We start from the raw sequence: 22,399 nt of genomic DNA on the forward strand, positions 1-22,399 counted from the left end.
TTGGCCGACGCGTCAGCGAATGGTCTTTTCTCGCACGCTGCTTTTCATTTTTCCGGGAAAATATGTTTTTCTTTCTTTGTTGATTAACCCTGAAAATACTCTCCCGTTCTCAACCATCGACGATGGAGAGGAGTTTCAATGGGTACAGCGAAGAAGAACATGTGGCGGGAATGGGGCGGCCGGATTCTCGTGGCGTCGTGCTTGAGCGCTGGCGTGGGATGCGGAGCCCCAGCGGCGCTGTCCGTCGAGGAAGGACTGGCCTCGGAGCAGCAGGCCGCCGGGTCCACCTATGAAGCGGAGTCGGCGGTGTTGTCGGGCGGTGCGGTCATCGCGACCGACCACCCCGGCTATTCGGGCACCGGCTTCGTGGGGGGCTTCACGGATGGGAACAAGGGCAATGCCGCCGCCCAATTCACAGTCAGTGCGTCCACCACGGGCAGCTATGACGCGACGCTGCGCTATGCCAATGGAACGGGCAGTGCGCAGACGTTGAGCCTCTACGTCGATGGCGTGAAGGTGAAGCAGATCTCCCTGGGCGCGACGGCCAACTGGGACAGCTGGGGCACGAGGACCGACACGCTCAGCCTGGGCGCGGGCACCCACACCCTGCGCTACAAGTTCGACACGACCGACTCCGGCAACGTCAACCTGGACAGCCTCGACCTCAGTGCACAAGCCACTCCTCCGCCCGCGGGTTCGGGCCCCCTGTATGAGGCAGAATCCGCGGCGCTGTCGGGCGGTGCGGTCATCGCGACCGACCACCCCGGCTATTCGGGCACGGGTTTCGTGGGAGGCTTCACGGACGCGAACAAGGGCAATGCCGCCGCTCAGTTCACCGTCAAGGTGTCCACCACGGCCAACTACGAGGTGGCGTTGCGCTACGCCAATGGGACGGGCGTCGCGCAGACCCTGAGCCTCTATGTCGATGGCACCAAGGTGAAGCAGCTCTCCCTGGACGCGACGGCCAACTGGGACAGCTGGGGCACGAAGGCGGAGACGCTCAGCCTGGGCGCGGGCACCCACACCTTGCGCTACAAGTTCGACACGACCGACTCCGGCAACGTCAACCTGGACAGCATCACCGTGGGCGATCCCATCGTCCCGCCTCCTGAACCGCCCACCCCGCCCGCGGGCTCGGGCTTCGTCTATGAGGCGGAGGAGCAGTTCTTCTCCGGAGGCGTCGCACGGGAGTCCACCTGGCTGCGGAACTTCTCCGCCCCCGGCGCGAGGGTCATCTTCACGGTCAACATGGACGCGGCGGCGGCCTCGAGCGTGGGTTTGCGTTATCTCAACGGCTCGGGGACGAACAAGACCCTGAATGTCTATGTCAATGGTCTGTTCGCCTTGACCACGACCCTGGCGAATACCGGCACCACCTGGTCGGGAAAGACGGAGACCCTGAACCTGCGTCGGGGGCTCAATACCATCACCTATCAGTACGACACGGGGAACACCGGAGGGGTCAGCATCGACGCCCTCACCGTCGTGAACGGCAAGGCCCTGGCCGCCCGGGGCGCCACGCTGCCCTACCAGGAACTGGAGGCCGAGGCGGGCACGACCAACGCCACGGTGCTCAACCCCAACCGCACTCCTGGCACCGTGGAGGCCGAGTCCTCGGGCCGCCGCGCCGTCAAGCTCACGCAGACGGGCCACTACGTGCAGTGGAGCGCACCTCAGGCGGCCAACTCGCTCGTCGTCCGCTACGGCATGCCGGACGCGGCGGCCGGAGGGGGCATCAACGCGACGCTGAGCCTGTACGTCAACGGAACGAAGCTCCAGACCCTGAACCTGACCTCCCGGCATGCCTGGGTCTACGGTGGGTATCCCTACGGCAACAGTCCGAGCACGCCGTCCAAGCCGGGCGAGTGGGATCCAGGTCCGCATCGCTTCTATGACGAGAGCCGGTTCCTGCTGCCGTCGTCCATTCCGGCGGGGGCCACCGTCAAGCTGCAGAAGGACAGCGGAGACACCGCGGCCTATTACACCATCGACCTGATCGACCTCGAGCAGGTGGAGGCTCCCCAGACCATGCCCGCGAACTTCGTGAGCATCACGTCATTCGGAGCCATCGCGGACGACACCGGAGACGACACCCAGGCGATCCTCAACGCCATCTCCAACGCGAAGTCCACCGGCAAGGCGGGGGTCTGGATTCCCTCGGGCGCCTTCAACATCAACGGCCGGGTGGCACTGGACAACATCCACCTGCGCGGCGCGGGCCCCTGGTACACGCGCCTCCAGGCCACCAATGTCGGCGAGCACTTCATCGGCACGGGCGGCAACGTCAAGGTGGTCGACCTGTCGTATGTCGGCAACGTCGTCGAGCGCAACGATGGCGCCGACCGGGCGGCGTTCGAGGAGAACTTCGGCACGGGCTCGCTCATCCAGAACGTCTGGATCGAGCACGCGAAGGCCGGCTACTGGATCCGACCCGGCACGGATGGTCTGTACATCGTCAATGGCCGGGTACGGAACAGCTTCGCCGATGGCATCAACCTCCACGCGGGCGTCAAGAACACCATGGTCAGCCACGTCCACGCCCGCAACACGGGTGATGACGCCTTCGCCATGTGGTCCGACGGCGCCATCAACGAGAACTGCACGTTCCGCTACGACACCGCGCAGCTGCCCAATCTCGCCAACACCTTCGCCATCTACAATGGCCGGGACAACAAGCTCCTGGACAGCGTGGGCGCGGACACGCACTACGCCTCCTCGGGCGTGCTCATCACCGACTGGTTCGCGGACCTGCCCTTCCTGGGCACCACGGAGGTCAAGCGCGTGACCTTCAACCGGACCGGTGGCGAGCAGACGGTGAACTTCAGCATGAACGCCGGGGCCGTGTGGATCCACGGGGTGAGAAGGGAAATCTCGGGGCACATCCTCGTCGAGGACGTGGAGATCAACGACAGCACCTTCTCGGGCCTGAAGATCAGCTGGGGAAAGGGCGCGAGCACGAATCCCCCCGTGAACAACTACGCCATCTCCCCCGTGACCCTGAAGAACGTCGCCATCAAGGGCGCGGGCACCTATGGGTTGGAGACCTTCAACGTGCCTGGGACGGCCACCTGCACCAACGTCACCGTGACGGGCGCGGCCTCGGGGGGTCTCCTGAACCACGACAACCGGTACACCTTCAACAAGGTCTCGGGGAACACCGGCTGGTGATGACGGCTTGCTGACGGCTTCCCGGGGAAGGCCGATGGGCGCGGAGGCTCGCGGCCTTCCCTCGGGAGTGGACGGCACCCATGAGGCTGCTAAGAGGGGGCGAGCCCCCCTTCATCAGAGGAAGCCGCCTTCATGTCATACGTCGATCCGAACCTGCGCCGGGAACTCTTCGGCTGGTACAGCCACCGGCTGGGCATGGACATGCCCGTCGTCCGCTACGGCCACTGGGGCCCGGCGATGCTGCTCTTCCCCACCGCCGGAGGCGACTTCCTCGAGGCCGAGCGCATGGGCCTCATCCAGGCCGTCGCGCACCACCTGTTCGCCGGCCGGTTCCAGATCTTCGCCATCAACAGCATCAACCCCTGGGCGTGGATGAACCCTGGCATGCCCATGCACGAGAAGGCCTACAACCAGGCGCGCTTCTCCGAGTACGTGGAGCACGAGGTCGTCCCGTACATCCGCGGCCGTCTGGGCAACGACCACGCGCGCATCGGCGCGGCGGGCGCCAGCTTCGGGGCCTTCCATGCCGCCAACGCCTTCTTCCGGCGCCCGGATCAGTTCGAGCTGCTCCTCGGGCTGGGCGGCCTCTACGATCTCCAGACGGAGTTCCTCCATGGCTACTGGAGTGACGACGTCTACTTCAACAACCCCGTCTCCTACGTGCCGAACCTGCCCGAGGGCCATGCCATGGACCTGCTGCGGCACCACAGCCGCATCCACCTGGTGACGAGCCGTGGCGCGTGGGAGTACCCCGAGTTCTCCGAGCACCTCAGCCACCTGTTGCACCAGCGCGGCATCCCCCACAACCTGGACATCTGGGGCCACGACATGCCTCACGACTGGTCCACCTGGCACCGGCAGCTCGACCACTACGTGGCGGAGCGGCTCGGGTACTGACGCCGAGCACCCTACTGGGCGGCCGGGCGGGCGAGCGCCGCTCCGGCGGGTCGAGACTCACCGAGCGCCCGGAGGCCCACCACCCTCATGGGAATAGAGCGGTGGAGGCATACGGTGCAGACAGAATCGGCTCCCAGCGTGCGCTGGTCACGGGAATCCGCCCGGCACGAGGCGCGTCATGCGGCGAAGGTCGAGAGGATCGCGCGGCAGTTGCGGCAGCGCCGGAGCACTCGGCCCGCTTCTTTCAAGAAGAAGACGCCGCCGCACCAGGTTCCCAAGCGCCACGACCAGCGGCGCCAGGACGAGAAGATCGACCTGAGCGACCTCGATCAGGTTCTCGAGATCGATCCCGTGTCGATGACCTGCACGGCCGAGCCCGCGGTCACCTTCGACGAGGTGGTCCACGCGACGCTGCGCCATGGGCTCGTGCCCATCATCGTCCCCGAGCACAAGACCATCACCCTCGGGGGGGCCGTGGCGGGGTGCTCCATCGAGTCCATGTCCTTCCGGCAGGGCGGCTTCCACGACACCTGCCTCGAATACGAGATCATCACCGCCAAGGGGGACGTACTGCGCTGCACCCCCGACGAGAACCCGCTCGTGTTCCAGATGATCCACGGCTCGTTCGGGACGCTCGGCGTCTTGTCGAAGCTGCGCTTCAGGCTCGTGCGCGCCGCGCCCTACGTGCACGTGACGTATGAGACCCACGAGACGCTCGAGGGCTTCCAGCAAGCCATCTGGCGCCACTTCACCGCCCAGGACGCGGACTATCTCGACGGGCAGATCTTCTCCCCGACGAAGCACGTGCTGTGCGTGGGTCGCTTCTCGGAGCAAGCGCCGTATGTGAGCCGTTACGACTGGCTCAAGGCCTACTGTGAGAGCATTCCACGCCGCGCCGAGGACTACCTCACCGTCTACGACTACCTCTTCCGCTACGACCGGGGCGTCACCTCCGTCATGCCGAAAAGCCTCGTGGGCCGGGCGCTGTTCGGCAAGCTGGTGCACTCGGACAGCGTGTTGAGGGCCGCGGACCGCTTCCACCGCTTCCTGCCGACGAAGAGCCCGAACGTCATCGTGGACGTGTTCGTTCCCTTCTCGCGCACGGCCGAGTTCATGGACTGGTACCACCGGGAGATCAAGCACTACCCGGTGTGGTGTGTACCCTACAAGCGAACGCGGGATTACGAGTGGCTCACACCCCGCTGGTGGGCCGGCGTGCACGATCCACTGTTCCTCGACCTCGCGGTCTACGGGCTCAAGCAGCCTCCAGGCCGCAACATCTACAAGGAGTTCGAGGACGAGCTGCTGGAGGTCAACGGCACCAAGACGCTCATCTCGTACAACTACTACGACGAGCAGACCTTCTGGAGCCTCTGGAACAAGGAGACCTACCAGGCCGTGAAGCAGCTCACGGACCCGGACAACATCTTCCGCGACCTCTACACGAAGACCTGCCGGGCGGCGCTCGGGCTGGGGGCTCAGACGCCTGGCTCCGGGGGCTCGCTGCACTGAGGTCTCGCTTTCGATTGGGGCGGAGCCGTCACATCCCGCTCCAGGTCCCTCCAACCCGTGGATCATCGAGTGCGCTGAGCACTCGGCATCCGAGCCTTCGAGCGCTCGGTCACATGGGAGAGGACACATGGAGAAGACCAATGCGGGACATGGCATGCACCCGGAACACCCGCATCAGCATCCTCACGAGCATCCGCGCCCTCACGAGCATTCGGGAGAGGTGGACGTGCGGTTGGAGGTCAAGTACGCCATCAACAAGATTCCCAGCGTCCTGGTGGATGGGCAGGCCCAGGGAATCGACACGGTCAGGCTGCGCTCCTACAACGGGAAGCTGGTGGGACCCACCATCGAGGCCCGCCCGGGAGACACGCTGAACATCCTCCTGGACAACCAGCTCCCCATGACGCATGCGCCGGGGGCGGGCCACGAAGACATGTCACAGGACATCAACACCACCAACCTCCACGTGCATGGGTTGCACGTCTCGCCCGCCGGAAACGCGGACAACGTGATGCTCGAGCTGGTCCCCGGCCAGCAACTCCAGTACGAGATCAAGATTCCAAGGGATCATCCCGCGGGAACGTACTGGTACCACCCCCACAAGCACGGCTCGGTGGCGATCCAGGTCTCCAACGGCCTGTCCGGTGCCTTGATCATCCGTGGTGACATCGACGAGGTTCCCGCCATCAAGGCGGCCCGGGAGAAGATCTTCGTCATCCAGCAGATTCCCTATGTCATCAACGACCAGACGAAGCTTGGCCAGGTGGAGCCCGGTGACACGGTGAATGGCCATAATGTCTTCTTTCCCGGCAACTGGGAGAACATGAAGCGGCGCTTCACCATCAATGGAGAGGTCGAGCCGACCCTCCAACTGCGGCCGGGCGAGGTCCAGCGCTGGCGGTTCATCCACGCGGGCTTCCGCAACAATCTCCAGCTCAAGCTGGTCAGGCGCGATCCCAAGACGGGCGCCGAGGAGTTCCTGCCCCAATACCTGATCGCGCTGGATGGCATCACGACGGGCAGCATCGATCCGTTGGAGGCGGTTGAACTGCATCCCGCGTACCGTGCGGACGTGCTGGTGCGCGCGACCGACAACCAGGGCAAGGCCTTGCCGGAGGGCATCTACTGGCTCGTGGATGGGACTCAGGACGCCCAGGCCGAGAGCAGGAAGCTGGCCCGCATCGTGGTGAAGGGACCTCGCGTCATGATGAAGTTGCCCACGGACAAGGAGCTGGCGCCCCTGGCTCCCTTCAAGGATGTCCAGGACGGGGAGATCACCGGGCAGCAGAAGGCGGTGTTCGAGCTCCGGATCGACTCGGAGCCTGCCGTGGGGCTGATCAACGGCAAGACTTTCAATCACATGGATCCTCCACGCAAGCTCCTGCTGGGCGCGGTGGAGGAATGGGAGGTCTCGTCCCCCCAGCATCCCGGCGACACCCGCTACGCCGATGAGGGTCATCCCTTCCACATCCACCTCAATCCCTTCCAGTGCACCCTCAAGCTCAAGGGGGTTGGTGGGGAGAAGGAGAAGCGTGTCTGGAAGGATACGATCTTCGTGGAGTCCGGCCAGACCATGAAGTTGCGCACCCGCTACGAGCGCTACGTCGGGATGTTCATGGTCCACTGCCACATCCTGGACCATGAGGACTTCGGGATGATGGAGACGATGGAGATCGTGTTGCCGGGGGGCATGGACATGCACATGCCGGACGGCGGCGGAGGACACGGGGGCCACGTTCACTGACGCACACGTGTGGCATTGGGGGGCCCGTCTCGGGCCCCCTTTTCAATAGGCATTGCCACCAGGCCTTGCACACCGGGAGCATCCGGTGCCCGCCTCCCTGGTGGTCATGCGTGCACCTGCGAGAGGTAACGAGCTGTCGGGCGGACCAGTGTTCGTACCGCCCGGCGGGGCCATACCCTTGCACATGGGCCAAACAACAGAGACAGCACACGCGCGCGGCACGTGGTTGAAAACAAACATTCCAGGACGGATGGATCGGATGCCCTGGTCACCCTGGCTGTTGCGGGTGGTGGTGGCGCTGGGCATCACCTGGATCCTGGATGGGCTCGAGGTCACGCTCGTCGGTTCCGTCGCGGGCATGCTGGGAGATCCGCGCACCCTGCATCTCTCCGAAAGTCAGATTGGTTTCGCCGCCAGTGCCTATCTGTTCGGTGCCATCGTGGGCGCGCTCGTCTTCGGGCGGCTGACGGATTCGCTTGGCCGCAAGAAGCTGTTCCTCGTCACGCTCGCGGTCTACACCGGGGCCACGCTCGCCACGGCGTTCTCCTGGGGCTTCTGGCCCTTCGTGTTCTTCCGCGCCCTGACGGGGGCGGGTATTGGCGGGGAGTACTCGGCCATCAACTCCGCCATCGACGAGCTGATGCCGGCGCACCTGCGTGGCCGGGTGGACCTCACCATCAACAGCACCTACTGGCTGGGCGCGGGGTTGGGCTCCGCCTCCACGCTGGTGCTGCTCAACCCGAACGTGTTGCCGCCCGAGCTGGGGTGGCGCGTGTGCTTCGCCCTGGGTGGCCTGCTCGGCTTCTGCATCCTGTTCGTCCGCAAGCACGTGCCGGAGAGTCCGCGCTGGCTGCTGCTGCATGGGCGGGAAAAAGAGGCCGAGGCGGTCGTGGCCGGCATCGAGGCGGAGGTGGAGCGCTCGCTGAAGAAGCCGCTGCCGCCCGCGCCCGAGCCGCGGCCCCTCCAGGTGCATGGCACGGTGGGCTTCGGCACCATCGCGCGCGTGCTGTTTCAGCGGCACCTGCGCCGCTCCTTCCTCGGCCTGTCGCTGATGGTGGCCCAGGCCTTCGCCTACAACGCCATCTTCTTCACCTACGCGCTCATCCTCGGGCGCTTCTACGGCGTGCCGAGTGAGAAGGTGGGCCTGTACCTGCTGCCCTTCGCGGCGGGCAATCTGCTCGGGCCCATCGTGCTCGGCCGCTTCTTCGACACCGTGGGCCGGCGGCAGATGATTGCCCTCACCTATGGCGTCTCCGGCATCCTCCTGTGCGTCACCGGTTATGCCTTCATGCGCGGGTGGCTCACGGCCACCACCCAGACGGCGCTCTGGTGCTGCGTCTTCTTCGTGGCCTCCGCCGCGGCGAGCTCCGCCTACCTCACGGTGAGCGAGCTGTTCCCGGTCGAACTGCGCGGCATGGCCATCGCCCTCTTCTACGCGGTGGGCACCGCGGTGGGAGGCCTGGCGGCGCCGGCCATCTTCGGGGCGCTCATCCAGACGGGCGAGCGCGTGCAGGTCTTCCGGGGCTATCTGGTGGGCGGTGCGCTCATGCTGCTGGCCGCGCTCGTCGCCGCCTTCTTCGGCGTACCCGCCGAGGGCAAATCGCTCGAGGCGCTCGCGGAGGATCCCTCGCTGGGCAAGCGCTCCCGCGAGCCCGTTCACGCCTGAGTTGTCCGAACGCCGCCCCACGCGCGTGGGGCGGCTGCTTCACGCGCTGCTGAGGGCCAGGTGGCGCACCGCCTGGCGGTTGAAGGGCTTGCGCAGCTCCCTGAGCAGGTGGGAGTCACCGAACTCCTGGATGACCTGTGCCCAGGAGTAGTCGGAGTAGGCCGAGCAGAGCACCACCCGCAGCGAGGGGGCCACCTGCCGCAGGCGCCGGAGGGTCTCGGCGCCATTCCAGCCGGGCGGCATCCGGTAGTCGAGGAAGGCCATCTCGTAGGGGCGGCCGGCCGCCATGGCTTCCTTGACCTTGGCGAGGCCCTCCTGTCCCTGGAAGGCGGAATCCACCTCGAACGCCGGCTTGTCGGCATCGGCGTCGCGCGAGTTCGTCGCGCCGAAGAGGGCTTCTTCCAACTGGTCGAGTTCGTCCCGGCTCCGGGGTGGCTCTTCCTGCAGGATCCGGCGGAAATCCAGGTGGATGGCCTCGGAGTCGTCGATGACGAGAATCCGCCGCTTGCTCTCGTGCGTGCTCATGTCCCCTCCTGAGCAGGATGATAAGGGATTTCCAGCGTGAAGGTGGCGCCCTTGCCGGGGCCGTCGCTGTGGACCGTCAGGGTTCCCCCCAGCTCCTGGGCCGCCAGGGCGCTGGAGTGCAACCCGAAGCCGTGTCCCTCCGCACGGGTGGTGAAGCCGAACTGGAAGATGCGGGTGAGCATCTCCGGGGCGATGCCGATCCCATTGTCATGCAGCTCGATGCGGACGCGATCGTGGGTGGCACGTTCCAGCTCGAGGCGGAGGAGCCGCTCGTTCGTGGGCACGTGGTCCATGGCGTACTTGGCGTTGCTGACGAGGTTCACCAGGATCATCAACAGCTTGTGCTTGTCGGTGAGCACCGGCGGCAGGGTCTCCAGCCGCCGATCCAGCTTCACCTGGTGCCGCGACAGCCCCGCGGAGTTGATGCGCAGCGAGTCCTCCACCAGCTGATCCAGCAGGACGGGCTCGCGCATCCTGGGCAGCCGGGCGTAGTCCTGCTGCACCTTGACGATCTCCCCGATGTGCTCGGAGTAGCGGCCCACGTCATCGAGCAGGGAGATGACCTCCCGGCGCTCGTCCACCAGGTTCTGGCCGAGCTTGTTCAAGAAGGGCAGCAGGTGGCGTCCCCGCTCGTCCTGGAGGAAGGAGGCGAGGTCGGACTGGCGCTCCTGGAGCATGGTGGCGACCCGGGTCACCTGCTCCAGGCGCATCTCCGTCACGCGCTCCTTGGCGACCTGGGACGAGGTGTAGACGCTGTTGAGCACGTTGCCCACGTTGTGCAAGACGTTGGTGGCGATCTCCGCCATGCCCGTGCGCCGTGCCGTCTGGACGAGCTGCTGGTGGACGTCCTTCAGCTCCCGGGTGCGCTCTTCCACCCGCTGCTCCAGCCCTTCATTGGCCAGGCGCAGCTCCTCCTCGCGGTGCTGGATGCGATCGGCCATGACGCGGAAGGCCCGGGCGAGCTGTCCCAGCTCATCCTGGCGCTGGATGTCCAGCTCGACCTTGAATTCGCCCGCCGCGATGCGCGCCGTGGCCTGGGTGAAGCCAAGCAGGGGACGGGTGATCCGCTCGCGCAGGACCCAGTACGCGATGGCCAGCTCGAGCACCAGCGACAGCACACCGAGCAGCAGCACGATGCGCGCCGCGCGCAGGGCGCCCTGGGTCACCACGTGCTCGGGTTGGATCGTGGCGAAGTACCATCCGGTGCCCCGCATGCGTGCCACGGCGACATACTCGCCATACCCTGGCAGCGCGAACGCGCCCTGCCCGGCTCCCGCGCTCTTCAGGTGCTCGAGGATGCCGCGCAGGTGGGCCTGCTGCGCCTCGGCGTTGCTCTGCCCGGGGGCGCGTTTCAGATCCAGCTCGGGATGGGCGATGATCTGGCCGTCCTCGCGGAAGATGACGTTGTACGCGGAGGACAGGTGGTCACCGAGGGTGCGGGCCATCAGCTCCTCGAGCAGGATGTCGTGGCTGATGGACGCGACATACTGGCCATCCATGTCCAGGGGCGTGGTGGCCACGGTCACCCATTTGCCGCTGACGGCCTCTTTGTAGACGCTGGTCCAGCGCGTCTCCCGCCGCGGGTTGTTCTCGGGCTTGCTGCCGACGAAGTACTCCGCTTCGGCCACCGAGGCATCCGCCGGGGCCTCCTGGCTGTAGGTGGGGCGCTCGGGCCAGTAGATGAGGCCCGGTTGCTCGGGCAGGGTGAGGAAGGTGTCCTTGAAGCGCACGAGGAAGGCGGGCCCGTACTGGCCGAGCACCTCGTACCCGGCCACGATCCGGCGGCGCATCCAGTCGTCCATGGGAACGTACCGGGGAACGAACAGCCCCACCTGGCGCGTGCCGTCGAAGCCCTCGGGACGGTTGCGGATGCTGCCGTCGGGGAGACGAACGAACAGGCGCTCGAAGCGGGCGTTCGCCTCTTCCTGGGAGAGCGAGCGGATGCGCTCCGCCAGGGCCCGATTGAAGGCGGCGTGGTTGTCCTCGGCGAGCTGGAAGATGGCTTCCTCCCGGGTGGCGCGCTCCGCCACGTGCCGCTCCAATGTCTCCAGCGCCTCGGTGCGCAGGGTGTGGAACATGTGCAGGTAGCTGAAGAGCGTGGAGAGGACGATGACCACCGCGATGCGTGCGCCCATCTTGATGAGCGCCGATCGGGCAAGGGGGGCGCGGGGTGGAGTCGTGTGCGGCATGAAAGGAGTCGCTCTGCGGTGCCAGGGGCGGGACTGTGTGCTCAACGCGATGGAGCCCCGTTGGGGGATCGTCCAGCGGAACGCCTCGTGGCGTGGTTGACATTATCACCGACGAATTTCGCATGCGTACGGAATCACCGCGTCCCGCTGATCTCTGTCCGGTCGTGATTCCCTTTGCTCCGCTGTTCTGGGAGCAGGTGTGTTCGTGGGGAGACAAACGGGTACAAAGCCTGGACGCATGGCATTCCAGCTCGCCTGGGAGGGAGCCGGAACAATGGGCAGACGTCTCCCCGCCCGTCTTCCGTGTGCGAGGTTGCCGCGCCGCGTCGCCCCCATGGCGGGCCGCCGAGGTACCGCTGGCCCTCCGAGGGGAGGGGCGGGCTTGTCCTTCCCGCGCTCGTGATGTGGCTTGGAGTTCACCCGGAGATGAAACGAAAGTGACTCCGGGTGTAGAATCGCCCGCGCTGGGATGATATCTCCGGGGTTGTCTCCAGCCGGGGGGTCGTCCCATGAATCAGTCGTCAGCCACGCCAGCGCAGGTGTCTGTCTCCAGCGCGCCGCGGAGCGCCGAACTGCTGTCCACGCGGGAAGGCAATCAGCAGCAGCATCGGATCTGGGAGTCCGTGCAGCGCGGCCTCATCTATCCCTCTCCGCACGCGCTGTTCGCCACCTTCTTCCGCCAGCCGCAGGGCAGGCCGCTGACCAAGGCGATCCTCCAGCAGTTGATGAAGGACGTGCGCGCGGCCATCCATGAGCGGTGGCCGAGTGCCAATACCACCGCCATCGTGGGCGTGGGCTTCAAGCTCTGGCAGGAATGGTGCGCTCAGGAGGGCACGGCGCTCCCGGAGGGGATGCGCTTCCTCTTCCCGGAAGCGGAAGGGGGGAGCTACCGCTCGACGGTCTTCTCCCGCTCCAACGGAACGTTCGTCGATTCGCAGGCAGACCTCTGGTTCCACATCAAGTCCGACAACCCGGAGCACTGCCCCCAGGTCTTCGCCTTCATCCGCGAGCGCCTGGTGGACCAGGAGCAGTGCCTGCGCGCCGGGCCCACGGATCACCAGGAAGCCCACAGCAAGTCCCTGCATCCGGATGGCAAGGGCGGCAAGGTGCTCGGCTGCCGCTTCTCCGAGAACCTCAACAATCCGACGGATCCCCTCACCCTCCAGGATCAGACCCTGGTGGGCTCCGAGGATCCCGAGCGCATCGGCGCCTCGTTCGTGGTCGCCCAGCGCTTCCTCATCAATTGGGAGAATCTGCTCCACCTGAGCCCCCAGCAGATCGAGGACCTGGTGGGCCGCACCACCGACGACATCATCATTCCCTCGCGCGACGAGCGCAGCCACATCCGGTGCGCCCGGGTGCAGGACGCCCAGGGCAACACCTTGCAGGTGCTCCGGCTGGGACTGCCCTTCGGTGAGACGCATCTGGAACACAACCAGGAACTCATCGCCCGGGGCGCCAGCAAGCGCGACGAGGCGGGCATCTACTTCGCGGGTTATGCCCGCAGCGTGCGTGTGCTGGAGTCCATCATGGACAGCCAGATCGGCGGCAGGAGCGGGTTCATGCGCGACCGGCTCCTGTGCGAGATGCGCGCTGACCTGGGCGGCTTCTATTACATTCCCAACCAGCGCGAGCTCGGACTCGAGGCCGTGCCGGTGCGCTCGCTCGAGGAGACGGACTGGAAGCGCTTCCCGGGCGTGAACTGGAACCGCCTGGACCGGCACTACGAGCTGCGCTCGTCCAACGGGTATATGTATTACAACCACCGGGACTACCTGTTCCGGATGTCCACCCTGTCGGCCGCCGAGCGCGAGAAGTACCAGCCTCCCTCGCCCCGGGTCCTCCAACTGCTGGGCACCGCCTTCTCCCGTTGGCAGGACAACTGGTATTTCGACCGCGCCCAGCGCGAGCTCAAGCACCTGTGTGCCTATGTCGCGGAGAAGTACGGCCCGGAGAAGGCCCGGGAGGTGATGGCCCTGCCCGTCATGGAGCGCATGGGCTGGACCATCAAGGTGAGCCTGGGGGATGTCTTCACGAGTGACGAGTATGGCTTCCGGGGCCGCCGCCGAGATGCGTATGGCAACTGGTACAACGGCGCCGACACCTACACCCTGAACGCCCATGAGCTCATCGTGGGCGCCCTGCCCAACCTGGGCCTCGGCCAGGGCCGCTACGTCATCGACTACGCCCGGAAGGACGAGGAGATCGGCAACTTCTTCGCCGGCTTGGGCCATGCCTCGGGCGTGGGCCACCTGGTGCCCGGCTTCCAACGCGCCCTGGACCTGGGCCTCGAGGGGCTCGCGGTCGACGTGAAGGGCCGGAGAGATCGGGAGAGCGATCCGAAGAAGCGCTCGTTCTACGAGGCGGCCCTGCTCGCGCTCGAAGGTGTCCAGGACTACTGCCGGGCCTACGCGCGGCTCGCGAAGAAGGAGTCGGAGTCCTTCCGGGAAGGCAGCCTCGAGCGGCGCAACCTGCTGGCCATCGCCACCCGGATGACCTCGCTGGTGACGGAGCGTCCCCGCACCCTGCTCGAGGCCGCCCAGCTCATCTTCACCCTGCACGTCTGCCTGCACCTCATCGGCGAGCCCACCGCCATCGGCCGGCTCGACCAGATGCTCTACCCCTTCTACGAGAAGGATCTCGCCGCCGGACACCTCGACGCCGAGCAGGCCCAGGAGATCATCGACTGCTTCTGGCTCAAGGTGGGCGAGAAGGTGCAGCTCAACCGGCAGTTCGTCGAGGACCACCAGCCCTACGGCAACCTCGCCATGGGCGGCGCCAGCGGCAACTACCCGCAAGGGGCCGCCAACAACCAGTGGATCCAACAGGTGACCGTGGGCGGCACCGTCCCTGCCCGAGCTGGTGCAGGCACTCCTGTGCGACTGGGGCTACAAGATGGACGAGCCCTTCGTCAGCACGCTCGCAGGGCCCGCGCGCATCTTCACCGGCCCGGGCGCGGACGCCTTCACCAGCGGGGCGCCCACGGACTTCAACATCCGCGAGGACTTCCCCGTGGCCTCGCTCGAGCAGGTGCTCCACCGGTTCGCCCAGGGTCAGGGCGCCAACATCCTGACCATCACCTGCGCTAATCCGGAGACCTTCGCCGGGGCCGCCGAGGATCCGGAGAAGTACAACCTGCTGCGCGTGCGCATGGGCGGCTGGTCCGAGTTCTTCGTGGCCATGTATCCTGCTCATCAGGCGCATCACCAACGGCGCCCGCTCAGTGACGCCGCCACGCCGAAGTGATGTGGATGGGGCTTGCCCTTTGTTCGCGAGTCCCTTAACTGGGACTCGTTTGCGTTGAGTGGCGAGCCTCCCCCCCTTTTCATGTGCAGGAGTGACATGCCCTCGGTGAGCTTCAAGTCCGTGTTCATCGCCGTGCTGTTGGGCACGGCGATCATCGTCGCCGCGCTGTTGGTCAATTCCAGACGCCCCTCGGTGGAGACGGCGCAGCCCAGCGCGGATCTGGTGCGTGCCACGGGCAAGTGCGCCGAGTGCCACGCGCGGGAGACCTCCGCCGTGGTGCACCAGTTCGAGCGCAGCCGCCACGCGGAGCGGGGCGTCAATTGTTTGGACTGCCACAAGCCGGTGGAGGGCCAGGAGCCCATGGAGCACCGTGGCTTCACGATGGCGCGCTCCCTCACCGCGAAGAACTGCGCCCAGTGCCACGCCACCGAATACGAGCAGTTCGCGCGCAGCCGGCACGCGGGGCCCTCCTGGGCGGCGGTGCGGGGAACGCAGGGCTTCTCGCCGGAGCAGATCGAACTGGGCGAGCGCTTCCATCCCGGGTGGATCAAGCGCCCGGCCCACCCCGTGGGAGTGCTGGAAGGAGAGGCGGCGACGGTCGGCGGCTGCGACGCGTGCCACGATATTGGCAAGCCCAACGCGGACGGCTCCTTCGGCACCTGTACCGAGTGCCACTCCCGGCACTCCTCCTCCGTGGCGCTCGCGCGCGAGCCGCGCACCTGCGGCCAGTGCCACATGGGACCGGACCACTCGCAGATCGAGATCTTCGAGGAGTCCAAGCACGGCGTGATCTTCACCGCGCAGCGGGATCGCTTCAACCTGAACGCCCATCCCAAGCAGTTGACGACGGTGGACATGCCCGCGCCCACCTGCACCACCTGTCACATGAGCGGACTGGAGGGCCTGAAGGTGACGCACAACCCGGGCGAGCGTCTGGCCTGGTTCCTCTTCGCGCCCGTCTCCACGCGCCGCCCCGAGGGCAACTCGGGTGAGCTGCAGATGAAGGAGGTGTGCCTGAAGTGCCACGCGCACACCCAGGTGGAGAACTTCTACGCCATCGCGGAGAAGGTGTTGCTGAGCACCAATGAGAAGGTGAATGGCGCCCAGGCCGTGGTGGCCGCGTTGCGCAAGGAGGGGCTGCTCGATGACAAGCCCTTCAATGAACCCATCGAGTTCGTCGAGTTCGACCTCTGGCATTACTTCGGCCGCACGGCCAAGCACGGCGCCTACATGGGCGGCGCGGACTTCGTGCAGTGGCACGGCAACTACGAGCTGGCGCGGCTGCGCAACGAGCTGGACACCATGGCCGAGGAGCTGCGCGCCAAGGGCAAGGGTGGCTCCGGACCGGTGATGCCGGGGGATGCCAGGCAATGACGCTCCGGGAGCGGCTCGGCGCCGTGACGCCCTTCCTCGCGGCGCGTGCATTCGCCTTGGGCAACCTGGCCTTCCTCGGCGTGGACATCCTGCTCGCGCACGCGGCCAATGACTTCGCCCTCGCCGCGGAGTGGGTGCCCGTCGCCTTCTCGATCGTGGCGCCGCTGCTGCTGCTGCCCGGACTGGTCTCCGAGCGGCTATGGGCGCGCACCCGGGCGGTGGACGTGGCCGTGGCGTTGGGCTCCATCGGCGTGGGGGTGGTCGGGATGATCCTGCACCTGCACAGCGCCTTCTTCGAGCGCCAATCGCTGCACGATCTCGTCTACACCGCGCCCTTCGTGGCCCCGCTCTCCTACGTGGGGCTGGGGCTGCTGGTGTTGCTCGACCGCATGGAGGAGCCGACGGGCCCCGCGTGGGCGAGCTGGGTGGTGATGCTCGCGCTGGGCGGCAGCGTGGGCAACCTGGGGCTGTCACTGCTGGACCACGCGCAGAATGGCTTCTTCTCCGCGACGGAGTGGATACCCGTGGTGACGGCCGCCTTCGGCACCAGCTTCCTGCTGGTGGCGATGCTGCGTCCGGCGCGCGGCTTCCTGTGGCTCACCCTGGGGATGATGGGGGTGCAGTCGGCGGTGGGGGTGCTCGGCTTCGCGCTGCACGTGCTCGCCAACCTGCGGAACACGAACGTGCCGCTGTGGGATCAGCTCATCTTCGGCGCGCCCATCTTCGCCCCCCTGCTTTTCGCGGACATCTCCGTGCTCGCGGCCATTGGCATGTGGGGCCTGTTACGCGGCGCCTCCCAGTCCCAGGGCTCGCTTGGAGTAGGCTCGCTCGCTCACGCCTCCAAGGAGGGCTGAGCGATGTCCAGGCTGCTGCGCTGTATGGTGGTGGGAGTGTGCCTGCTGGGCGCGGTGCCGGTGGGCGCCGACGCGCCGAAGAAGGACGAGGCTCCCGTCCAGGTGAAGAGCTTCACGGAGCTGCGCAAGGCGCGGCCCGGCCGGGTCCTCGAGCTGCACGTGGCACCCGCGGGAGTGCTCGCGGACTCGCCCGGCCTCATCTACGCCGAGCCGTGCGATCCCAAGGATCCGGCGATCCGCGCGCGCACGGGAGTTGTCGGGACGGTCGAGGTCGAGGACGTGCCCCAGGCGACGGCCACGGCGATGAATGCGAAGAATGGCGAGGAGTTCTCCAAGAGGACGGCCATCACCTGCTATCGCGTCATCGCCCGGCTCAAGTCCAACCAGAAGGGGTGGACGAAGCTCGCGTTCGTCTCGGCGGAGCCCTCTGGCTCCCGGCCGTATGACGAGCGCCTGAATCCCGCCCGGGGGGACTGAGGCCCGGCCCGTGGAAGGCCGACGCGGAAGTGGGAAGGGGACGACGGATGCTGCACTGCGCGCTGTCGTCGAATAGGCGGGCAGGGCAAGATGCCCCCCACCATGACTTTCGAGGAGTTGGAGCAGCGGTTGAAACTGGGTGAGGACACCGTCACCGAGTTCAAGAGCACCGTGGTGAACAACTACCAGGTGGACCCGAAGGACATCGCCAAGGCCATCACCGCGATGGCGAACACCAAGGGTGGCCTCCTGTTCCTCGGCGTGGAGGATGACGGGACGGTGAGTGGTGCCGGGACTCCTCAACAGGTGGACAAGCTGATGCTCCAGGTGAGCAACATCTGTCATCAAGGCATCCAGCCTCCGCTCACCTGCACCTTCCAGAAACTGGAGTTCCACGGTCAATCACTTCTGGTCGTGGAGGTCCCCCGCTTCAGCGCCGAGCGTCCGTACCACGTGGCGGGCAAGTACTACGTCCGCGATGCGAACCAGTCCCGGGAAGCCCGGCGTGACGAGCTGATCCGCCTGCTCCAGTCGGCCGACTACCACTTCGACGAGGAGCCCGTGGCCGGCTCCCGTTTCGAGGATCTGGACCCCGAGGCGATCCGCGTCTTCCTCGCCATCCTCTACGATGAGCCCGATGAGGCGAGTGGGCGGCAGCTGCTCTCGGCCCTGCAGTGCCTGGATGCCACGGGAACGCCGACTGTCACCGGCATGCTGCTCTTCGGACGGGAGCCCCAGCGCAGGTTCCTGGACGCACGCATCTCGGCCGTGCTGTTCAAGGGCACGGAGTTGACGTCCGACTTCGTCGATCGGAAGGAGATGACGGGCAGGCTGTTCGACCAGGTCGAGGACGCGGTGACCTTCCTCAAGAAGAACGTGCGCTCGCCCTCGCATGTGGAGGGACTGGAACGGATCGAGGAGGGCTTGCCCGAGAAGGTCCTACGCGAGGCCGTGCTCAATGCCGTGGCCCATCGTGATTACCGGGCGGCGTCGCAGGTGCGCATCTACGTCTTCGACGACCGGGTGGAGATCGTGAATCCGGGGGAATTGCTCAACAAACTCACGCTCGATGGCATCCGGATCGGTGGCATCAGCCAGCGCCGCAACCCCGTCCTGGCGGGGCTGCTTGCCCGGGCGCGCCGCCGCGAGAACCTGGGCATGGGTGTTCCGGAGATGATTCGCCAGATGAAGGCGCGCAAGCTGCCGCCCCCCGAGTTCAGTGTGGGCAACGGCCATTTCCGCGTCGTGCTCCGACTGGCTGGGGAAGGCGGCCATGCCTGAAACGCCCTGGTGGGAGGGCACGCCCGAGGGCACTCCACTCCTGCTCGCCTTCGTCCAGGTGGTGCGGGAAGACGTGGCGGAGGACTCGCTTCAACAGCGAGATCGCTACATCGCGGGGGTCGAGTACGTCGCCGACAAGCTCGGCGCGGCCCAGCCCCTGCGCTGGCGCGAGAACGACGTGCTGTTGCTCGTCCAGGCAGATGAGCCGCACGCGGCCATCATGAATGCGCTCTCGGCCGCGGAGGCCATCCGGGAGCGCGCCATGGTGGACCTGTCGATGACCGTCAGGCTCGCGGTGCACGCCTCCCGGGTCGACTGGACCCCGGACATGGAGCAACTGGCGCCCCGGGAGGTCTCCCGGTGCGAAGAGCTGGCACGTGCCACACCCGCTCAGGGAATCGCCATCACGGAAGACGTGTACCTGGCCCTGACGGACACCGAGCGGCGGCGCTTCGCTCCCCTGGGTACATGGGTCCGCGATGGGCTGGTCACGTATGTCTTTCCCGCGAGTCTGGCCGCGAAAACGACTCCCGGGATTTTCGGGCCCCTCGCGGATGCGAAACACTGGCAGTCCTTCCGTCGGTACGTCGACAGCCCTGAAGTCCGCCGGCTGCGCTACGTTGGCTTTCCGCTCCAGAAGAAGCAGCCCCCCAGTCTGGATATTCGCGAGGTCTTCATCCCACTCGAGGCTCGGCGCCTCGTTGAACGAGGCCCGAATTGGGCTCATGCGACCCCGTCGCCAGACGTCGAGAGGCAAGAGGTCGCCACTCCGCTCGAATCGCTGGCGAGGCTCGTGCGGAGACACCGGGCGCTGGTGGTGCTCGGAGACCCCGGTTCGGGGAAGACCACGGTATTGCGCTGGCTGGCGGTGCTCGCCGCTGAGGGACCGCTCTCCTGGGCCGAGCAGATGGGCACCGCGGAGCGGCTGCTTCCCGTGCTGGTCAGCGTCGGCCGGTTGGCCCAGTTCCGCTCCCGGCTGGGAGCGGATTGCTCCGTCCTCCACGCGCTCGTGGTCTACCTTCAGGACCGTGGCGTGGGAGACGAGGCGGAACTGAGGCCCTTCCTCGAAGGATCGCTGGAGGCGGGCGAGTGCCTGCTCCTGCTCGATGGGCTCGATGAGATCCAGAGCGAGGAGCGAAGTGGTGTCCTGCGCTGGCTCGAGTCCTTCTGCGCCCGCTATCCCAGCAACCGCTTCGTTGTTTCTGCTCGTCGGGTGGGTTACTCCGGTTTCGCTCTTCCCGAGGGCGTGGAAGTGGAACTCGGCGGCTTCGAGGACGAACAGATCCGCCGCTATGTCCGAGCCTTCACGCGTGCCTGCCGCCAGTGGGAGAACGAGGGAGTGCCGGACGAGGCGGGAGCCGACCAGGATGCGGAGCGGCTCCTGGAAGCGCTCTTCGCCAGTTCCCGCTTGAGGGAACTCGCTCGCAATCCCTTCCTCTTATCCTCCCTGGCCTTGATTCACCGGGCAGAGGGGCGCCTGCCTCGTCACCGGGTGCAGGCATATGAGATCTTCGCGCGGACCCTGTGCGAAACATGGGGGCAGGCCCGCCGGGTCGTCGCGAGTGGAACGTCCACCCGGGACATCCGTTACGAGGAAGAGGCCATCCCCATCCTCGGGGAACTCGCGCTGCGGCTGCATCTGGACTGGCCCACGGGAGTGGCTCCCGAGGACTTCGTCATTCGCGTCCTCTCCCAGTCCATCCAGGAACGGATAGGCGTGGAGCCCTCCGAAGCGGAACGCTCCGCGAGGGAGTTCCTGGATCGCGCGGGCCGGGAAGTGCAGATCCTGCTGGAGCGCGGAGCGGGCCAGTGGGGTTTTCTCCACCTGACCTTCCAGGAGTTCTTCACCGCCGTGGGGCTGCTTTCGGCGGAGAGCTTCGAGTCCGTCGCCTTCGAGCACCTTTTCGAGCCTCGTTGGGAGGAAGTCATCCGATTGGGCGTGGGCTACATGGCGCTCATCCAGAAAAGGGCCCAGGCCACGCAGCGGTTTGTCCGGCAGGTCTTGCTCCATGAGGCACTCGGCTCCCAGCAACATCCGGCTTCTCCCGAGAGGAAGCAGGTCTACCTCGCGGCGCTACTGGCCAGCGAAGCTGGCGACATCCTGCCTCCCTCCCTACAATCGGAGATCGCCAGGGCCGTGGTGGCGTGGAACCAATCCGTGCCAGAGTCGGTCGCGCTGCCCTTGCTGGGTGAATTGGCCCTGACAGAGTTCGCGGAACGGATCCTGGATGAACTGCTGAACAACCTCTCCACGCATGAGGATTCCGCGCAGGGGAAGGTCATTCTCGCGCTAGGAATTCTTCGTGGCGAGCGCTCGCGCAAGGCTCTTCAAATGGCCGCGAAGGCGCGGAGCAGTGCGGTCAGAGTTCATGTCGCCAGGGGCATCATCATGGGTGGCGACCCAATGGATTGGGAAACGCTCTCCTTGCTGGTCGATGACCAGGAGCCCAGAGTCCGTAGTTCCGCATTGGCGGGATTCATTTCGTCTCACGACCAATACAGACGTGACGAGATGCTCGACCTGCTGCTGAACAGCTCTCGAGTAGAGGTGCTGAGGCCCGTCATACAAATCATCAGGGCCTTGCACGTAAAAAACCTTCAATCAAGGACCCTCAATACGGCCCAATCCAGGGTTGTTCGGCATGCCATCCGCAGAGGTCTTTCTCATGAAGATGAGGGGGTGCGAGAGGAGTCGTTTTTTCTCCTCGCCATGGCACGAGAGCACTTCCCGGAAGAGGTCCACGCTCACGCGGAAGAACTCGAAGAGTTCATCGCATCGAACCTTGCCCTCTCTCCCTCACTGCAAAAGGGTCCTCGGGTAGATGAGGAGAAGGATTTGCACGGCCGGGCCCTTCAAAGGGACCCCTTGATCCTGACCGATCTCTTCCAGTCTTTCACAAGCCAGATCGAAAGCTTTCTGCGGCATGACCTGAAGTGCGACGCGGAAACGGCCCATGCGGCCGTCTTTGATGTGCTCCTCTCGTATCTAGCGGAGCCCGAGCGGTACGATCCCGCGAAGAGTCGTCTGGTGACCTATCTCACGAGGGCGGCGAAGCACCGGGTGCAGGACCAGCTCAAGTCAGGGGTCTGGCGACGCTTGCGGGAGGAGAACTTCGCGAGCGTTGTCGAACTCGGGCAGCCTTCTCCGAAGGACATCTTGGAGAACGCCGTGGAGGCGTCTCGCGCGGTGGACCGGCTGTCGAAGCGGCTGAGCGAGAGGGATCTCGCCAGCCTTCGATTGATCTTGAGCGGGGAATACTCCACCGAGAAGCTGGCGGAGGCGTTAGGGCTGAACATCTCCTCTCCGGAGGAGATGCGGCGGGCAGTGAGGCGGCATCGGGATCGGCTCATGAAAATACTGGAGCGTCTTGGCCAGGAAGACCGCGATGACCCCGCCTGACGGATCTGCCTTCGGTGCGCTTGCCCCCACGCGCCAGAAGGCGCTCGTGCCGGATGGGGAGGAACT

The 22,399-nt window shown here is 66.1% G+C and carries 14 protein-coding genes; 12 read left to right on the forward strand and 2 right to left on the reverse strand.

The genetic code is table 11. From position 1 onward, the window contains the following. The first annotated feature begins 138 nt into the window (after positions 1–138). The 5 genes from D187_RS21395 to D187_RS21415 all read left to right on the forward strand — a co-directional run bounded on the left by D187_RS21395 (position 139) and on the right by D187_RS21415 (position 8,987). The gene (locus D187_RS21395; protein WP_002622657.1) at positions 139–3,168 is read left to right on the forward strand and encodes a CBM35 domain-containing protein; all 3,030 of its coding nucleotides are present in this window, start codon (positions 139–141) and stop codon (positions 3,166–3,168) included. Positions 3,169–3,300: 132 nt separating this feature from the next. Beyond that, positions 3,301–4,065, forward strand: a complete 765-nt coding sequence (locus D187_RS21400) for an esterase family protein (RefSeq protein ID WP_002622658.1) — start codon at positions 3,301–3,303, stop codon at positions 4,063–4,065. A gap of 114 nt (positions 4,066–4,179) precedes the next feature. Next, positions 4,180–5,577: an FAD-binding oxidoreductase gene (locus tag D187_RS21405; RefSeq protein WP_002622659.1), complete on the forward strand. Its 1,398-nt coding sequence runs from the start codon at positions 4,180–4,182 to the stop codon at positions 5,575–5,577. A gap of 127 nt (positions 5,578–5,704) precedes the next feature. Then, entirely contained in the window at positions 5,705–7,321 is a 1,617-nt protein-coding gene (locus D187_RS21410) for a multicopper oxidase family protein (protein ID WP_002622660.1), read from the forward strand. Between the two features lie 259 nt (positions 7,322–7,580). Beyond that, a complete protein-coding gene (locus D187_RS21415) occupies positions 7,581–8,987 on the forward strand; it encodes an MFS transporter (protein WP_002622661.1) in 1,407 nt (468 codons plus the stop codon). A 39-nt stretch (positions 8,988–9,026) separates the two neighbouring features. Here D187_RS21415 and D187_RS21420 read toward each other — a convergent pair whose 3' ends face one another. After that, positions 9,027–9,512: a response regulator gene (locus tag D187_RS21420; protein ID WP_002622663.1), complete on the reverse strand. Its 486-nt coding sequence runs from the start codon at positions 9,510–9,512 to the stop codon at positions 9,027–9,029. After that, positions 9,509–11,647, reverse strand: a complete 2,139-nt coding sequence (locus D187_RS21425) for a sensor histidine kinase (RefSeq protein ID WP_002622664.1) — start codon at positions 11,645–11,647, stop codon at positions 9,509–9,511. The genes D187_RS21420 and D187_RS21425 overlap by 4 nt, the downstream gene beginning before the upstream one ends. A 563-nt stretch (positions 11,648–12,210) precedes the next feature. Here D187_RS21425 and D187_RS21430 point away from each other — a divergent pair. The 7 genes from D187_RS21430 (at position 12,211) to D187_RS21455 (ending at position 22,333) form a co-directional block, all read left to right on the forward strand. Beyond that, positions 12,211–14,790, forward strand: a complete 2,580-nt coding sequence (locus D187_RS21430) for a Dyp-type peroxidase (RefSeq protein WP_020918182.1) — start codon at positions 12,211–12,213, stop codon at positions 14,788–14,790. Next, positions 14,714–14,947: a hypothetical protein gene (locus tag D187_RS57140; RefSeq protein WP_211241556.1), complete on the forward strand. Its 234-nt coding sequence runs from the start codon at positions 14,714–14,716 to the stop codon at positions 14,945–14,947. Before D187_RS21430 ends, D187_RS57140 begins: the two co-directional genes overlap by 77 nt. A gap of 96 nt (positions 14,948–15,043) precedes the next feature. After that, entirely contained in the window at positions 15,044–16,321 is a 1,278-nt protein-coding gene (locus D187_RS21435) for a multiheme c-type cytochrome (protein ID WP_002622672.1), read from the forward strand. Beyond that, positions 16,318–17,175, forward strand: a complete 858-nt coding sequence (locus D187_RS21440; protein ID WP_002622674.1) for a hypothetical protein — start codon at positions 16,318–16,320, stop codon at positions 17,173–17,175. Before D187_RS21435 ends, D187_RS21440 begins: the two co-directional genes overlap by 4 nt. 3 nt (positions 17,176–17,178) lie before the next feature. Continuing rightward, complete coding sequence (locus tag D187_RS21445) at positions 17,179–17,652, forward strand: hypothetical protein (protein ID WP_002622676.1); 474 nt, start codon at positions 17,179–17,181, stop codon at positions 17,650–17,652. Between the two features lie 102 nt (positions 17,653–17,754). Beyond that, positions 17,755–18,933, forward strand: coding sequence for an ATP-binding protein (locus D187_RS21450; RefSeq protein WP_162159667.1), 1,179 nt, complete (start codon positions 17,755–17,757; stop codon positions 18,931–18,933). Between the two features lie 178 nt (positions 18,934–19,111). After that, positions 19,112–22,333, forward strand: a complete 3,222-nt coding sequence (locus D187_RS21455; RefSeq protein ID WP_162159669.1) for an NACHT domain-containing protein — start codon at positions 19,112–19,114, stop codon at positions 22,331–22,333. Positions 22,334–22,399: the final 66 nt, after the last annotated feature.

The sequence above is a fragment of the Cystobacter fuscus DSM 2262 genome (assembly GCF_000335475.2).
Classification (GTDB): domain Bacteria; phylum Myxococcota; class Myxococcia; order Myxococcales; family Myxococcaceae; genus Cystobacter; species Cystobacter fuscus.

What these genes read in the sequence shown, in the direction of transcription:
- D187_RS21445 (WP_002622676.1), top strand. Translation starts at nt 17,179, where the DNA reads ATGTCCAGGCTGCTGCGCTGTATGGTGGTGGGAGTGTGCCTGCTGGGC.
- D187_RS21420 (WP_002622663.1), bottom strand. Translation starts at nt 9,512, where the DNA reads ATGAGCACGCACGAGAGCAAGCGGCGGATTCTCGTCATCGACGACTCC.
- D187_RS21430 (WP_020918182.1), top strand. Translation starts at nt 12,211, where the DNA reads ATGAATCAGTCGTCAGCCACGCCAGCGCAGGTGTCTGTCTCCAGCGCG.
- D187_RS21450 (WP_162159667.1), top strand. Translation starts at nt 17,755, where the DNA reads ATGACTTTCGAGGAGTTGGAGCAGCGGTTGAAACTGGGTGAGGACACC.
- D187_RS21440 (WP_002622674.1), top strand. Translation starts at nt 16,318, where the DNA reads ATGACGCTCCGGGAGCGGCTCGGCGCCGTGACGCCCTTCCTCGCGGCG.
- D187_RS21425 (WP_002622664.1), bottom strand. Translation starts at nt 11,647, where the DNA reads ATGGGCGCACGCATCGCGGTGGTCATCGTCCTCTCCACGCTCTTCAGC.
- D187_RS21435 (WP_002622672.1), top strand. Translation starts at nt 15,044, where the DNA reads ATGCCCTCGGTGAGCTTCAAGTCCGTGTTCATCGCCGTGCTGTTGGGC.
- D187_RS21395 (WP_002622657.1), top strand. Translation starts at nt 139, where the DNA reads ATGGGTACAGCGAAGAAGAACATGTGGCGGGAATGGGGCGGCCGGATT.
- D187_RS21410 (WP_002622660.1), top strand. Translation starts at nt 5,705, where the DNA reads ATGGAGAAGACCAATGCGGGACATGGCATGCACCCGGAACACCCGCAT.
- D187_RS21415 (WP_002622661.1), top strand. Translation starts at nt 7,581, where the DNA reads ATGCCCTGGTCACCCTGGCTGTTGCGGGTGGTGGTGGCGCTGGGCATC.
- D187_RS21400 (WP_002622658.1), top strand. Translation starts at nt 3,301, where the DNA reads ATGTCATACGTCGATCCGAACCTGCGCCGGGAACTCTTCGGCTGGTAC.